Origin of the sequence: Acidovorax sp. DW039, assembly GCF_037101375.1 — a bacterium.
GTDB lineage: Bacteria > Pseudomonadota > Gammaproteobacteria > Burkholderiales > Burkholderiaceae_C > Acidovorax.
The window spans coordinates 2,591,607-2,604,456 of sequence record NZ_AP029019.1; the positions used below are offsets into that span (position 1 = coordinate 2,591,607).

At 57.1% G+C, this 12,850-nt stretch carries 18 protein-coding genes; 17 read left to right on the forward strand and 1 reads right to left on the reverse strand.

The features are described 5' to 3' along the window. Positions 1 to 45: 45 nt before the first annotated feature. Positions 46 to 282, reverse strand: a complete 237-nt coding sequence (locus AACH87_RS11550) for a DNA-binding protein (protein ID WP_338794581.1) — start codon at positions 280 to 282, stop codon at positions 46 to 48. Positions 283 to 398: 116 nt separating this feature from the next. Here AACH87_RS11550 and AACH87_RS11555 point away from each other — a divergent pair, with 116 nt between their 5' ends. The 17 genes from AACH87_RS11555 (at position 399) to AACH87_RS11635 (ending at position 12,731) form a co-directional block, all read left to right on the forward strand. After that, on the forward strand, positions 399 to 821 hold the full coding sequence (locus AACH87_RS11555) for a helix-turn-helix transcriptional regulator (protein WP_338794583.1): 423 nt from the start codon (positions 399 to 401) through the stop codon (positions 819 to 821). 32 nt (positions 822 to 853) lie between these two features. Next, positions 854 to 1,255 (forward strand): hypothetical protein, encoded by a 402-nt coding sequence (locus AACH87_RS11560; protein WP_338794584.1) that lies wholly within the window; start codon positions 854 to 856, stop codon positions 1,253 to 1,255. Positions 1,256 to 1,280: 25 nt separating this feature from the next. Beyond that, positions 1,281 to 1,805 (forward strand): hypothetical protein, encoded by a 525-nt coding sequence (locus AACH87_RS11565; protein WP_338794585.1) that lies wholly within the window; start codon positions 1,281 to 1,283, stop codon positions 1,803 to 1,805. A gap of 237 nt (positions 1,806 to 2,042) precedes the next feature. Then, positions 2,043 to 2,573, forward strand: coding sequence for a hypothetical protein (locus tag AACH87_RS11570; protein WP_338794586.1), 531 nt, complete (start codon positions 2,043 to 2,045; stop codon positions 2,571 to 2,573). A gap of 84 nt (positions 2,574 to 2,657) precedes the next feature. Next, complete coding sequence (locus tag AACH87_RS11575; protein ID WP_338794587.1) at positions 2,658 to 3,200, forward strand: glycoside hydrolase family protein; 543 nt, start codon at positions 2,658 to 2,660, stop codon at positions 3,198 to 3,200. Continuing rightward, a complete protein-coding gene (locus AACH87_RS11580; RefSeq protein ID WP_338794588.1) occupies positions 3,197 to 3,709 on the forward strand; it encodes a hypothetical protein in 513 nt (170 codons plus the stop codon). Before AACH87_RS11575 ends, AACH87_RS11580 begins: the two co-directional genes overlap by 4 nt. Further along, complete coding sequence (locus tag AACH87_RS11585; protein ID WP_338794589.1) at positions 3,706 to 4,053, forward strand: hypothetical protein; 348 nt, start codon at positions 3,706 to 3,708, stop codon at positions 4,051 to 4,053. The genes AACH87_RS11580 and AACH87_RS11585 overlap by 4 nt, the downstream gene beginning before the upstream one ends. Continuing rightward, a complete protein-coding gene (locus tag AACH87_RS11590) occupies positions 4,050 to 4,376 on the forward strand; it encodes a hypothetical protein (protein WP_338794590.1) in 327 nt (108 codons plus the stop codon). Before AACH87_RS11585 ends, AACH87_RS11590 begins: the two co-directional genes overlap by 4 nt. Before the next feature lie 21 nt (positions 4,377 to 4,397). After that, positions 4,398 to 4,925, forward strand: coding sequence for a phage protein Gp27 family protein (locus tag AACH87_RS11595; protein WP_338794591.1), 528 nt, complete (start codon positions 4,398 to 4,400; stop codon positions 4,923 to 4,925). Further along, on the forward strand, positions 4,925 to 6,388 hold the full coding sequence (locus AACH87_RS11600) for a terminase family protein (RefSeq protein WP_338794592.1): 1,464 nt from the start codon (positions 4,925 to 4,927) through the stop codon (positions 6,386 to 6,388). Before AACH87_RS11595 ends, AACH87_RS11600 begins: the two co-directional genes overlap by 1 nt. A 2-nt stretch (positions 6,389 to 6,390) precedes the next feature. Further along, positions 6,391 to 7,890 carry a DUF935 family protein gene (locus tag AACH87_RS11605; RefSeq protein WP_338794593.1) on the forward strand — a complete coding sequence of 500 codons (1,500 nt, stop codon included), beginning with the start codon at positions 6,391 to 6,393 and terminating at the stop codon, positions 7,888 to 7,890. Continuing rightward, on the forward strand, positions 7,832 to 9,085 hold the full coding sequence (locus AACH87_RS11610; protein ID WP_338794594.1) for a phage minor head protein: 1,254 nt from the start codon (positions 7,832 to 7,834) through the stop codon (positions 9,083 to 9,085). Before AACH87_RS11605 ends, AACH87_RS11610 begins: the two co-directional genes overlap by 59 nt. Positions 9,086 to 9,191: 106 nt before the next feature. Then, on the forward strand, positions 9,192 to 9,737 hold the full coding sequence (locus tag AACH87_RS11615) for a phage virion morphogenesis protein (RefSeq protein WP_338794595.1): 546 nt from the start codon (positions 9,192 to 9,194) through the stop codon (positions 9,735 to 9,737). Positions 9,738 to 9,810: 73 nt separating this feature from the next. Then, the gene (locus AACH87_RS11620) at positions 9,811 to 10,299 is read left to right on the forward strand and encodes a hypothetical protein (RefSeq protein WP_338794596.1); all 489 of its coding nucleotides are present in this window, start codon (positions 9,811 to 9,813) and stop codon (positions 10,297 to 10,299) included. A gap of 189 nt (positions 10,300 to 10,488) precedes the next feature. After that, positions 10,489 to 11,442, forward strand: coding sequence for an AEC family transporter (locus tag AACH87_RS11625; RefSeq protein ID WP_338794597.1), 954 nt, complete (start codon positions 10,489 to 10,491; stop codon positions 11,440 to 11,442). Between the two features lie 180 nt (positions 11,443 to 11,622). Further along, positions 11,623 to 12,294, forward strand: coding sequence for a hypothetical protein (locus AACH87_RS11630; protein WP_338794598.1), 672 nt, complete (start codon positions 11,623 to 11,625; stop codon positions 12,292 to 12,294). Between the two features lie 38 nt (positions 12,295 to 12,332). Then, the gene (locus AACH87_RS11635) at positions 12,333 to 12,731 is read left to right on the forward strand and encodes a hypothetical protein (RefSeq protein WP_338794599.1); all 399 of its coding nucleotides are present in this window, start codon (positions 12,333 to 12,335) and stop codon (positions 12,729 to 12,731) included. Positions 12,732 to 12,850: the final 119 nt, after the last annotated feature.

Consider the following 12,850-nt stretch of genomic DNA (forward strand, 5'->3'; position numbering starts at 1 on the left):
GAACGACAATTTGATACATTGATGGCAGGACGCATGATGTCGGCCTTAGGCTGCAGCGAGCGACCGTCCAGATTGAGGCGAAAGAACACCGTCCTTCAGCTTCAGTTCGACAGCGATGTTGTGGGCTTCGCCTCTCAAGCACTTGATGCGTGGGTTGGTTTCGTCATCTGCAAGAATGGCAATCACCATGTTCGGGCTATAGCGTCTTTGCTTCGCCCAACCGGAGATTGACCAGCCGTTCTTGGCGAACTCTTCGCGGACCTGTGCGCGACTTTTTGGCATGGCGGTGTGCGTCCTATTTGCTGTGCAACAGTTGGAGTTGTTGCGCTTGTTTGTTAGTTGTTGTGCAAATTATGAGGCACAAACGTGCCTCTTTGCAATAGTTTTTAGGAATATTTGTGCCTAGCATTTCCGAACGCTTAGTCGAATGCCGAAAAGCACTCGGCCTGAGCCAGCAGGCATTGGCTGATCGGGTAGGCGTGGCTGTGCGTTCTCAGCGCAACTACGAGTCCGGCGATCGCAGTCCAGACGCTGAATATTTGGCAGCGCTCGTCGGCCTGGGTGTCGACGTGCTTTACCTACTGACGGGGGATGGCGCTGCGACTTCTTCGGCACCAGATCCAGCTGAGCTAGCGCTTCTCGACAGCTATCGGCGCTGTACGCCTGAGGCAAAGGTAAACCTCATCCAAAACGCAGCGCTGTTGTCTGCGGGCATTGGAGTGGCTGATCTCGTGCACAAGGGCGGCGGTCAGCATGTGGTTGGCGACAACGCTATCCAGATCGGCAGCGTGACAGGCAAGGCGCGTATCAAAAACAGGTGAGGTGAATCTTGGGCGAGCTTCCGAAGCAGTTCATGGCATTGCTTGCCAGACTGCTACCAAAACAAAAAATTCAGGGTGACGGCGCAATTCAGCTTGGCAGGGTTTCGGGGGATGTAAAAGCCGTCACACAGGTTGTGCACCAGCATTTCTATCCAGGCGCACTCAGTACCCCAGAGCAGCCGCGTTTTGATCCAAGCGAGATATCTCGGCCAAAAGAACGGCCCCCAGTTGTGCTTTCGCCCGATGAGCACAAGCAGGCTATTTCCAAGATTCTCAAGAAGCGAGATCAATTACTTCCAAGGGAGCGAGCGGGGTTTGACCGCTGGATGGAGGAACAGTTTAAAACCAGGTATGTGAAGGTAATTCCCCACGGAGAATTGCACCGGATTCAGCTGTACCTAGAAAAAACAATCACGAATAGGGAAGTCAAATAAACACAATGTGAAGGAGGCCCAGTCAATGATTTCAATAAAGCCCGTGTTACTCGCCTCAGCGTTGCTTTTTTCAACGCAGAGTTGGGCCGTAAACAAATGCACTGCACCAGACGGAAAGACTGTGTACCAGGACGCTCCTTGCCCTGGTAGTGGGATTACAGTTGCTGAGGATTTGGAGAGAAGAAAGTCTCAGCAACCTGCAAATAATGTCTCTTCTGGGACACGGAACAAGGAAGAAGATCAAGCGCAAGAGCAAGCGCAAGAGCAAGCGCGCCGTCGTGCTGAACAAACCGCTATGAATAGCGATGCCGGTTTGGAACTGGCAAAAAAGCGCTGCAAAAATGGTGTCCCTGAGAACCCTGTGGTCGGCATGTCCGAAGCTGATTTCAGAGGCTGTACACAGTTTGGTGTGTTATTTCCACCAACAAGCGTCAACACCACAGAGACAGCCGCCGGAGTCTTGAAGCAATACGTGTACTCCGCCGATCTCAACGCCGGCATCAGATTTGTCTATACACGCAATGGTGTTGTTAGCGCCATTCAGCGATAAGCCGTCCCATTTTTTCAACTGCCTGAGTCCCAAAATGGCATCTAAACCGCCAGCATCAAAACCGACACCCTCGCCCCAACCTTCGCCAAGGCCAAGCCCAGCTCCATCTGGGGGCCGAACATCTGTCGCCAATGAGAAATACAACGACCGCGCAGTAAACGGGGGAACAGTATCGTTCTCCCCACCACCCGCAGCACCGCCAAAACCAAAGCGATGACTGATCCAAAGAGCGCGATAGTGGACGAGACCACCATCACTGCAAAAGCGCATGAAGTGCCTGATCCAGACTGGGAGAAGCGCTCAGCCACCTTGTATCGCGCTTGGGTACAAGTGCGCTATCACCGCAGGCGACAACGCTTCTTTGACACGGTTGACAAATCATCCAAAGCACTGACAGCGATGCTTGGTGGCGCATCTATCATCGGTGCGCGTTTGAAAGAAATCGAACCGCTTGTTGGTCCCGCCATTGCTTTGCTCAGTCTGCTTTCCCTCGTGTACGTTTACTCAGACAGAAAGCAAACACATAAAGAACTAGCGGAACAATTCGCTGGGGTCATCGCGGCGATTGAACAAACGCCCGAAGGCACAGAGTCTCCCCAAGATGTTGCGAAATGGGCGTCAGAATATGCAAAGGTCGTCGCGAAGTGCCCGCCCGCATTGAAGACCTTGACGATCATTTGCGAACAAGAGCAGTCGATTTCCCAAGGAAGTGAACCAGCCCTCAACCAACCTGGTCTACTTGCTCGCATGTTTGCTAATTTTTTCTGATTTAGCTTGCGATAAGAGACGCGCGGCACCGTTTTTCAAACGCTTTAATTTCCGCTTTCGCGCGCGCGCGGCATCCTGCCGTGCATGGAAGATAAATCCCGCATTGCCATTGCCGCCCTGGCGCTTTCTGCATCTGGGCTGGTGTACATAGCCCAGCGCGAGGGCTATCAGGAAACGGCATACCCTGACCCCGTTCATGGCACCAAGGTGCCCACCGTAGGCTTCGGCACGACCCAAGGCGTGAAGATGGGCGACACTTTGCCGCCCGTGCGCGCATTGATTCGCCTGCGTGCCGATGCAGCTGAATACGAACTCGGCCTGAAGCGCTGCCTTCCGTACCCGATGTATCAGCACGAGTGGGATGCCTTCGTCGGGCTGGGCTACAACGTGGGTGTCACGTCGGTCTGCAAGAACAACGACCGCACAGGCCCCAGCACCATCGCCCGTGAGCTGGCTGCGGGCAACTACAAAGGCGCATGCAACGCCATCCTGCTGTATGACCGTGCGGGGCCTGTGAATAAGCCCCAAGACCGCTGCAGCCACCCCGACAACCGCACCTGCCCTGGCATCTGGAAGGACCGCCAGGCGCTTCAGAAGATGTGCCTGGGAGAGGCGGTGACACCATGAGCACCCGTCTCATCGCCATCGCCTTGGCTGTATGCGCCGCCATCGTGGGCGTGAAGGCCTGGGAAGCGCACCTGATTTCCAAAGGTGACGCACGAGGCGCTGCCCGCGTCCAAGCCGATTGGAACGCGCAGGAGAACGCCCGCAGCGCAGCCACTGCGCGTGACAACGCCACCAAATTCCGCAACGCAGAAAGGACCGCTTATGAAGACGCGAAACGCGAGGCTGCGCGCCTTGCTCGGGATGCTGCTGCTGCCAGTGTTGTTCGCGGGCTGCGCGACGAGATCGCCCGCCTCAACCAGCGCTCCCATCCCTACCCAGCAGGAGACACCGGCATTGCCGCCTGCACTCGCGAAGCAACCGTCGCCCGTGAGCTTTTCGGAGAAAGCAGCAGCGCGTATCAAGAGCTGGCATCAGAGGCTGACCAGCTCCGAGACCAGGTAATCGGCCTACAGGACTTTGCACGCTCGGTCTGCCGCGCCCCCTTTCCAACTCTTGAGAGAGCCCAATGATTTTCGAATTGACGATGACCAACCTGATCTCACTGGCGGGTCTGTTTTTTGGTGCTCTCTGGGCGCTTCTCAAAGTGATTGGAGGCCAGGCAGAACGAAGGGCGAATGAGCAGTTTGCGGCGTTGCAGGCATCGCTCACAAACCTGAGTGTGGACATGCGGCGTGAAGCTGACGCAGCTCGGCAATTGGAGACGTCCTTTCTCAAGTTTCAAGCCGAATTGCCGCGTGACTACGTTCGGCGCGATGACTTCGTCCATGTGCTCGGGACTATCAACACCCGACTCGACAACTTTGCACTGCGTGTGGAGCGCGTGATTGATAACAGACTGGGGAATGTGCAATGAATATGCTGAACTACAGCGCCACGGCTCTGAAAGCTCGCCGTGAGGCCATCCGCTGGCATTTACTGTCAGCCATCGATCTGTCTCGTCCTGTGGGCATCTACACAGAGGCCTTGCTGCCAATCATCAACTCTGTATATCCCGACGCCACTCATCAGGAAATCCGGCGCGAGCTGGACTATCTGGAAGAGCGCGAAACCGTCCGAATTGACCGCGACCCCATGGACCGCTGGTTTGTAAATTTGACCCGCACAGGGATTGAGTTTGTCGAATACACCATCGACGCGCAGCCAGGCATTGCACGTCCCCGGATTACGCAGGGCTGAACCATGGCACCACGTAGCAAAGTGCACTCGCTGCCGCCTGAGCTTAAAGAGTGGCTTGATGCCGAGCTGGTCAAACGCGGCTTTGGCGACTATGTGCAGCTCGCCGCCGATCTGAAAGCCCGTGGTGCCGAGGTTTCCAAGTCGGCGCTGCAGCGTTACGGCTCGCCCTTTGAGCAGCGAATGGCGCAACTCAAGATGGCAAGCGAGCAAGCCCGTGCCCTGGTGGACGCAGCGCCTGACGACGAGGACAAACTGGGCTCTGCCGTGGTGCGGATGACCCAGGAGAAAATTTTCACGCTTCTGATGGACATGGATATCGACGCCAAAGACGTCGACGTCAACAAGCTGTTCAAAAATGCCGCCGAGATCGGCAAGGCCTCGGTCACACAGAAGAAATTCAGTTTGGCCGTGCGCAAGGAGATCGAAGAGGCCGCCCGCAAGAAGGCCCTGGAAGACGCGGCACAGCAGGCCAGCGAGACTGGCAGGCAACATGGCCTTTCTGCAGCTGGTGTTGACGCGTTGCGGCTGGCGATCATGGGGCAGTTGTGATGCAGCAAACACAGGTGGCCCAGGCTGCGCGCATCCTGATGCAGTACCAGGTGGACTGGATCGCCGATCCTGCGCAGGTCAAGATCATGGAGAAGTCCCGCCGTATCGGTATCAGCTACGCGGAGGCTGCCGACGATGTGCTGTACGCGGCCAGCGCGGAGGGCGCGAACGTCTACTACATCTCCTACAACAAGGAGATGACGTCTGGGTTCATCCAAGACTGTGCGACCTGGGCTCGTGCCTTCAATGCTGCAGCCAGCCAGATCGAAGAGTCCGTGCTTGAAGAGGAGGACAAACAGATCCTCACTTACACGATCAGGTTTGACAGCGGCAACGTCATCCAGGCGTTCACCAGCAGCCCACGGAACCTGCGGTCTAAGGGACGACCAGGTGAGCGGTTGGTGGTTGACGAAGGAGCCTTCCTGGATGACATCAAGGAAGTCCTGAAGGCTGCCATGGCCATGACCATGTGGGGCGGGCAGATTCGCATCATCAGCACCCACGACGGGGAGGAAAACCCGTTCAACGAGCTGATCACCGACGTTCGGGCCGGGAAGTATCCATACAGCGTGCACCGGGTCGATCTGGACGATGCTCTGCGCGACGGGCTGTACAAGAAGATTTGCACGGTAACCGGGCAGGAGTGGTCGAGAGAGCGTGAGATTGAGTGGCGGCAGACCATGATCAACCGCTACAAACCCAACGAAGATGAGGAGCTTTTCTGCATTCCATCCAAGGGTGGGGGAGCATGGCTCTCCAGGACGTTGATCGAGGCCCGTATGCGAAAAGCGCCTGTGATCCGCTTCACAGGCAGCATCGACTTCAACAATGCACGGCCTGACCTGCGTCAGCGGGAAATGCAGGACTGGATTGATGAGCACTTGAAGCCGTTGCTTTCCCTTTTCAAGCCAGACGAGCGCCACGCGCTCGGCATGGACTTTGGGCGCAGTGGCGACCTGTCCTGTATCGCACCGGCTGCAATTGCGAGCAATCTGCGGGTGCGTATTCCGTTCCTGGTCGAACTGAAGAACGTCCCCTATAACGAGCAGCTGCTGGTGCTCTTCACGATTACGGAAGCTTTGCCCAGATTGAGCGGCATCGTGATTGATAGCCGAGGCAATGGCAGCTATATCGGTGAGGCGGCCTTTGATAAGTACGGGGCCATGGTGCAGCGCCTCATGCCTACCGAGGGCTGGTACCGCGACAACATGCCGCCCTACAAGGCGGCGTTTGAAGACGACACGATCGAGATTCCCCAGCACGATGGGCTACTCCAGTCGCACCGAGCGATTCGGCTGATCCGTGGCGTGCCGCGCATGCCAGAGGGCAAGACGGCGGACGGGGGCCACGGAGACAACGCGATGGCTTGCGTCTACGCCCATGCGGCATCCCGAATGGACTACGGCCCGGTGCACGTTGAGAGTCGCCCCCGCCGCAGTGAAGTATCACTTGAAGGCTATTGAGCATGTCCCGAGGCATTTACGTTACCCCCACTGAATTCGTCGCCTTCGCAGAGCCGAGGGCGGGACAAAGCTTGTCGCAAGACATTGCCAGTCGCGATCGCAGCATGGATCTGTCGTTCGGCTATGTGCTGCCGAACCCGGACCCTATCCTCAAGCGCCAGGGCAAGGACATTTCGATCTACCGAGATATGCGCAGCCGCGCTTCGGTCGGCGGTCCCATTCGCCGAAGGAAAGCAGCGGTTAAAGCCCTGGAGTGGCGCATTGAGAGAGGCAAGGCCAGCGCCAGAGTGACGCGCCTAATCAACGACGTGCTGTCCACCTACGACATGGATAGCCTGATCAATGAAATCACCGATGCTGTGCTCTTCGGATATCAACCGCTGGAGTTGACCTGGGGGCCTTTCAATGGTGCAGTTGCCCCGTTGAAGGTCATCGGCAAGCCGCAGGAGTGGTTCTTTTTCGATAACAACGCGCAGCTGCGCTTTCGCAGCCGTCATCAGCCTCTGGTGGGCGAAGAGCTGGAGCCCCGCAAGTTCCTTCTCGCACGTCAGGATGCCAGCTATGTGAACCCCTACGGTTTTCCCGACCTGTCGATGTGCTTCTGGGCTGATACGTTCATGCGTGGAGGGCTGAAATTCTGGGTGACCTTTACCGAGAAGTACGGCACCCCTTGGCTCGTCGGCAAACAGCCGCGCGGTACACCAGGCAATGAGGTGAGCGCGCTCCTAGACAAGCTAGAGTCCATGATCCAGGACGCAGTTGCCGCTATTCCAGACGACAGCAGCATCGACATCATTGAGTCCGGCGATAAGGGGGCCAGTGCCGAGCTATACGAGCGGCTGCTGATGTACTGCCGCTCGGAGATCAACATCGCTCTGCTCGGCCAGAACCAGAGCACTGAGTCCAACAGCAACCGGGCCAGCGCAGCTGCTGGGCTTGAGGTCGCAAAAACCATTCGGGACGGGGACGCCTCCTTGACGATGGCCACCATGAATCAGCTTCTGCGCTGGATCACGGATCTGCATGACGGGGAGCAGGCCCCGGCCCCCACGTTCGTGCTGTTTGAGGAAGACGACGTCAATGTCAGCCAGGCCGAACGCGACGCGACCCTTACAAAGGCAGGTTTGCGTTTCACTCCAAGTTATTGGAAGCGTGTGTACAAGCTGGAAGACAGCGATATTGAGGCAGCGCCAGTCGCTACTGCAGCGATCGGTGCTGATGCGGCTCCTGCTGAGTTCGCCGAGACTGCTGCTGTTCAGGACTTGGTTCAGAGAACCGCAAATGAGCTGGGGGCTGCTGCCGCTCCCATCTTTTCATCCTGGCTGCGGGATATCAAAGCGCTCGTGCAGCGCCATGAAGATCCACAATCTTTGCAGGACGCCCTGCTAGAGGCTTACGGCGATCTCCCGACAGACGAGCTGACCGAAGTTATGGCTTTGGCCTTTGAGTTGGCAGATCTGCAAGGGCGAGACCAGGCTGCTCAAGGGGGTAGCCGTGGCTGAGATGGGCAATGCCGCGCGCTCAGTTGTCGATGGAGCACGCCAGCAGTTCCAGGCGCAGATTGACTTCATGCGCCGAAAGCTCAATCTTCCGACAGAGAGCTGGAGGGACGTTCAGAAAGCAGCCCATGACCGGGCCTTCGTTGTTGCTGGAGCAGCAAAGGCGGACTTGCTGCACGACCTTCGTCAGGCGGTCGACAAGGCGGTCCAAGGTGGAAGCATCGCCGATTTCCGAAAGGACTTCGATGCGATCGTTGCAAAGCATGGTTGGTCAGGCTGGACTGGTCAGGGCACTCAGGCTGGCGAAGCTTGGCGCACCCGAGTGATCTACCAGACCAACATCATGACGTCCTACGCGGCAGGGCGTAGAGCCCAGCTGCTGGAGCCTGAACTGCTGCAAAAGCGGCCCTTTTGGCGGTACGTTCACAACGACAGCGTGACGCATCCCCGGCCCCAGCATAAGCAATGGGGCGATATGAAGCTCACCCTACGCCACGACCACCCCTTTTGGGAGACTCACTTTCCTCCGAATGGGTGGGGCTGCAAATGCAGAGTTGTTGCTGTGGCCGAGCCCGGCGATGAGGATGCGACCGAGCCTCCTGCAGGATGGGCTGACATAGATCCAGCCACCGGTGCACCTGTGGGGATAGACGAGGGCTGGGACTATGCGCCTGGGACGCGCTCAAATGACGAGCTGCGCACGTTCGTGCAGGACAAGTTGATCGAATACCCCCCCGCCATCAGCAAAGCGCTGTCTGCAGACGTCAATCGCACCATCAAAGCTGATGAACTGGTGCCCGACTTCGTGCGCTCGGTACTTGAGGATCGCCAACGCAAAGACCCGCTTTTCCTGGGCTTCATTGAGCGCCCTGACTGGATCATGGACGCTACAGGGGTCGATACGCGTGGCTACACCGCTCTTCTGCCTGCCGAGGCACCTCGACACGTACATGCTTCGCATGGGTTCGATGGCAAGGGGCAGAGATCGGCAACACCTGATGATTTCTCAAAGCTGGAGGAGGTCTTGAACGACCCCGACGCCCTGCGTGCAGGGGAAAAGTCCAGAAAAGGCAACCCTACGGTGGTTGCTACCAAGAAGATTGAGGGCGAAACGTTCCGCTCAGTGTGGGAAATCCTGTCAGGGAAGCGAAACCGATCCCTGCAGCTCACCAGCCTGGTCATCAAAACCAGCACCTAGAAATACAAAAGCCTCGTGCTCTGACCAAAACGTTCAAAACGAGACCGGCGAAAACTACCGGGGGTCAATGCACAAGGCAGGACTCAATTTTACGAGGAGTCGCTGTATGCCGCAAATTATCGAACTGACCAGCCGCAGCGGCTTGGACTACCTTCACGGTTTAGTCGAGCGCGCGGCAGACCTGCGTGCTCTTCGCAGAGAGATTGGCGAGGACCTGGCAGAGTCAACGAAACAGCGTTTTGCCTCTGCTACAGCGCCAGACGGTACTGCATGGGCACCGAACAGCGCTGTGACATTGGCGCGCTACAGCGCCCGCTTTGCGCGCAAGAAAGACGGGGATCTGACAAAACGAAGCGCAGCCAAACTGGCGAGCAAGAAGCCCGGAACGGGCGAAACCAGGGCGCTGAGTACCACGATCAATTACCAGCTCCAGGGTGAGGATGCCGTTTCTATAGGCAGCCCGATGGTTAACGCCGGTACCTTTCAATACGGCGCAAAGTCGGGTGAATATGGCTTTGGCCTCTACAGGACAAGACAGGGGAGCTTTCCGCTGCCATGGGGCGATATCCCGGCACGCCCATTCTTGGGTGCATCCGCCGATGACACGGCGAACATCGTGCGCCAGGTGCGTAGCTACTTGATGGGGGAGTGATATCTCCTGGGGGTGGTGTTACCTGCCGCTGCCAAAATGCGTTGTCCTCACCTTTCGCTATTGCGTATCACCCATGAAACCAGAAGTTCTAACTGTCGACGACTATCAGGAAATGGTTCGAATTTTCCACGATGAGAGCGATCGCGGCGCGGCAGTCTTGGCCGGAAGCTATGTAGAAAACTACTTGGGCACTTTCCTAGAGTCCAAGATGGTGGTCAAAGACAAAAAGCTCAAAGATAAGATTTTTGGCAGCAACGGAGCGCTCTCGACGTTTTCGCAACGCATCGACTTTGCGCGAGCGTTTGGCATACTGAATTCGCATGCCTGTGATCATTTGGATTGTGTGCGCGCCATCAGAAACCACTTTGCACATCATCCCAAAGAAGCGAGCTTTTCTAAAAGCCCTGTTAAGGACTGGGTGCGGTGTCTCGCTGAGGCGCTACCTCCTGATCCAGACGGTAAACCGGTGTTTACTGAAAAGGATGGACGAACGGTTTACTTGCTGGTAACCGGCCTGTTGTTCGCAACGATGAACTGGCCTCAAGGAAATCAAACAGATTGATCGCGCCAAACGGAGAAGAGCCTCCGAAGTCGCCTTTTTCCTCTCGCGAAAGAGTCTTTCAAGGAAGCAATCCCACTTCGTCCCGCCTTTTCCCGTTTCTTCCCATTTATCGCGCCTCTATCTCTTTCTTTATCTCAACTCCCCTCATGCAGCCGTTGCAAATCCCTATCCCACCTCATTGACCCCGCCTTGAACTCTCCCGTCATTTCCTCTCTGGTGCCCGTGGTGCTGTTCATCGCCATCGGGTTTGTCACGGGCCGACAGGGCTGGATTCGGGCTGCTTCGGTCAAAGATTTGTCCAACCTCGTGTTCATGGTGCTGTCGCCCGCGCTGCTGTTTCGCACCATGAGCACCGTGCACCTCGAAGACCTCAACTTTGGCCCGGTAGCCATCTACTTTGCCGCCTTCATCGCCCTGTATTGCGCAACGATGGTGTGGCAAGGCTTCACCCGCCTGGGGGCTGCACGCGCCCTGGCCAACACCTTCAGCAACACGCTGATGATTGGTGTGCCGCTGGTGGGCCTGGTGTTTGGCGATGCGGGGCTGGTCACGCTGTTCACGCTGATCTCCGTCCACTCCCTCATCCTGCTCACCGCCGCCACCGTAGTGTTTGAGCTGGCTGCCGCCAAAGAACACGCAGGCCAGTCCGACGCCACGCCCCCACCCATGTGGCGCACCGTGCTGCAGGCGGTGCGCAACGGCGTATTGCACCCGGTGCCGCTGCCCATCATCGCCGGGCTGTTGTTTGCCCAGACCGGGCTGGTGCTGCCCAGCGTGGTAGACAAACCCCTGCAACTGCTGGGCCAGGCCCTGGGCCCGCTGGCCTTGCTGCTGGTGGGCGTCACCCTGGTCTTCACCCCCGTGGGGCACCACTTCAAGGCCGCGCTGCGCATTGCCGTGGCCAAGTGCATCGTTCACCCCCTGCTGCTAGCAGCCATGGGCTGGGCACTGGGCCTGTCAGGCCTGCCCCTGGCCGTGATGATTGTCGCGGCCTCACTGCCCGTGGGGGCCAATGTGTTTTTGTTTGCGCAGCGCTATGAGGTGGCGCAGGATGAAGTCACGGCCAGCGTGGCGGTATCGACCGTGCTGGCGCTGGTGACGATGCCGGTGGTGATTTTGTTGACTACGCGGTTTGTGGTGTGAGGGGCGGGCGCTGCTTGTCGGTGTGCATGGGGGCAGCGCGAATTGAGCGTTTGTCTTGAGCCAACTTGGATAGCAGGACTCCGAAGCTGCTGTGGATTCCAAACTGATGGATGGCTCCGCTCAGAGCACGCAGTAGGCAAGTTCTGTGGGCTTACTGTCCCGCTATAGTTTGGCGACGTAATGCTTGCCGGGTTTCATGAAAAAACTATACCTGTTTATTTGCACAGTTCCGTCGTTTGCAAGCCAACAGGCATGCGGGTTGCAGGATCTTTTTTCAAAAGATGTATCGTCACGCCCCGGATGTATCAACCGGGTTTTGCCGTCTACATTGAGTTAGAGCTCATGGGTCGCCAAATCGCAGTTTCAATGCAGCAGGAAGATGAAGCTGCATTCCTCAGCTTCCTTTCTGGTACGGCAGATGTCGTCTTGTACCGCTCTTGGTCGCCAAGGCCAGAGCCTGTGACGAGCTTCATTCAAGAAGATTTGGCCTCGCCCTTCTGGGTCCATAACCTAGCGTTCCCATGGCAAGCGTCGTTTGAGCGCGTTGACTACTATGAAAAGGCTACTGGCGTGCCAGGATCCTACTTTCGCCTGCAAACCCGCGGCGCACCGCTCCTAGAGTATTCGCGCCATCCCATCCATGCACCGGAACCACAGGTAGGTGGAAGGCTGTACTGGGCCAAGCTATTCGTCTCACAGCCAAGTGAGGCCGCATACGACCTTGCTGCCTTTGATGCTTGGTTTACGTCCATAGCCAAATGGGTTCGCAAGCATGGCAAGAAAGTACGTCACGGCGGCACCGAGCCCTGGTGCCTACCGGCTGCGAGGCGAAGTCTGCAAAATGAGCTCTAACCCTTCCATCGAGAGGACATGCCCCGGCAAGCCGGGTCATGCCTCTCATATCAAACGTTCGGCAGCAAGAAATGGGCGCCCCAATAATCATCGACGACAGCTTTGACCTTTGGGTTTCCAATGGAGCGAAAGACCTATTTTGTGAAGTCGTTGTTGATGTAGCGAGACTTGAGGGTAATGATATTTCCGAGGTTTACGACATCGCTCCAGGAATCGCAGGGAGGTATGGAATATCTGGCCTAGGTATCGACACAGCAGAGTTCTATAAGTACTTCGGAGGGCGCAATGGCTTCCGCGAGCATCTGGAAGTCTGCGCAGCTCGACTCGATGAAGTCTGTGATCAAAATACGTCCGGACGGAGCGCCATGGCACACATCATTGCATGGGCAAAATACGTAATGGATGGCGGGAGAATCGATGAGGGCAAGAATCTCTAAAACGAGTGGCCATCTGCCTGACCAGTTCATCGAGCGGATTTGTCCAGGCAAGTCGGGCCAAGTTCTCTCATGTCAAACGTTGCGCGCCCGTTTGCGCTTGCGGCGATCAGCCTATCAGA

What these genes read in the sequence shown, in the direction of transcription:
- AACH87_RS11550 (WP_338794581.1), bottom strand. Translation starts at nt 282, where the DNA reads ATGCCAAAAAGTCGCGCACAGGTCCGCGAAGAGTTCGCCAAGAACGGC.
- AACH87_RS11560 (WP_338794584.1), top strand. Translation starts at nt 854, where the DNA reads ATGGCATTGCTTGCCAGACTGCTACCAAAACAAAAAATTCAGGGTGAC.
- AACH87_RS11565 (WP_338794585.1), top strand. Translation starts at nt 1,281, where the DNA reads ATGATTTCAATAAAGCCCGTGTTACTCGCCTCAGCGTTGCTTTTTTCA.
- AACH87_RS11575 (WP_338794587.1), top strand. Translation starts at nt 2,658, where the DNA reads ATGGAAGATAAATCCCGCATTGCCATTGCCGCCCTGGCGCTTTCTGCA.
- AACH87_RS11580 (WP_338794588.1), top strand. Translation starts at nt 3,197, where the DNA reads ATGAGCACCCGTCTCATCGCCATCGCCTTGGCTGTATGCGCCGCCATC.
- AACH87_RS11585 (WP_338794589.1), top strand. Translation starts at nt 3,706, where the DNA reads ATGATTTTCGAATTGACGATGACCAACCTGATCTCACTGGCGGGTCTG.
- AACH87_RS11590 (WP_338794590.1), top strand. Translation starts at nt 4,050, where the DNA reads ATGAATATGCTGAACTACAGCGCCACGGCTCTGAAAGCTCGCCGTGAG.
- AACH87_RS11600 (WP_338794592.1), top strand. Translation starts at nt 4,925, where the DNA reads ATGCAGCAAACACAGGTGGCCCAGGCTGCGCGCATCCTGATGCAGTAC.
- AACH87_RS11605 (WP_338794593.1), top strand. Translation starts at nt 6,391, where the DNA reads ATGTCCCGAGGCATTTACGTTACCCCCACTGAATTCGTCGCCTTCGCA.
- AACH87_RS11615 (WP_338794595.1), top strand. Translation starts at nt 9,192, where the DNA reads ATGCCGCAAATTATCGAACTGACCAGCCGCAGCGGCTTGGACTACCTT.
- AACH87_RS11620 (WP_338794596.1), top strand. Translation starts at nt 9,811, where the DNA reads ATGAAACCAGAAGTTCTAACTGTCGACGACTATCAGGAAATGGTTCGA.
- AACH87_RS11630 (WP_338794598.1), top strand. Translation starts at nt 11,623, where the DNA reads ATGCTTGCCGGGTTTCATGAAAAAACTATACCTGTTTATTTGCACAGT.
- AACH87_RS11635 (WP_338794599.1), top strand. Translation starts at nt 12,333, where the DNA reads ATGCCTCTCATATCAAACGTTCGGCAGCAAGAAATGGGCGCCCCAATA.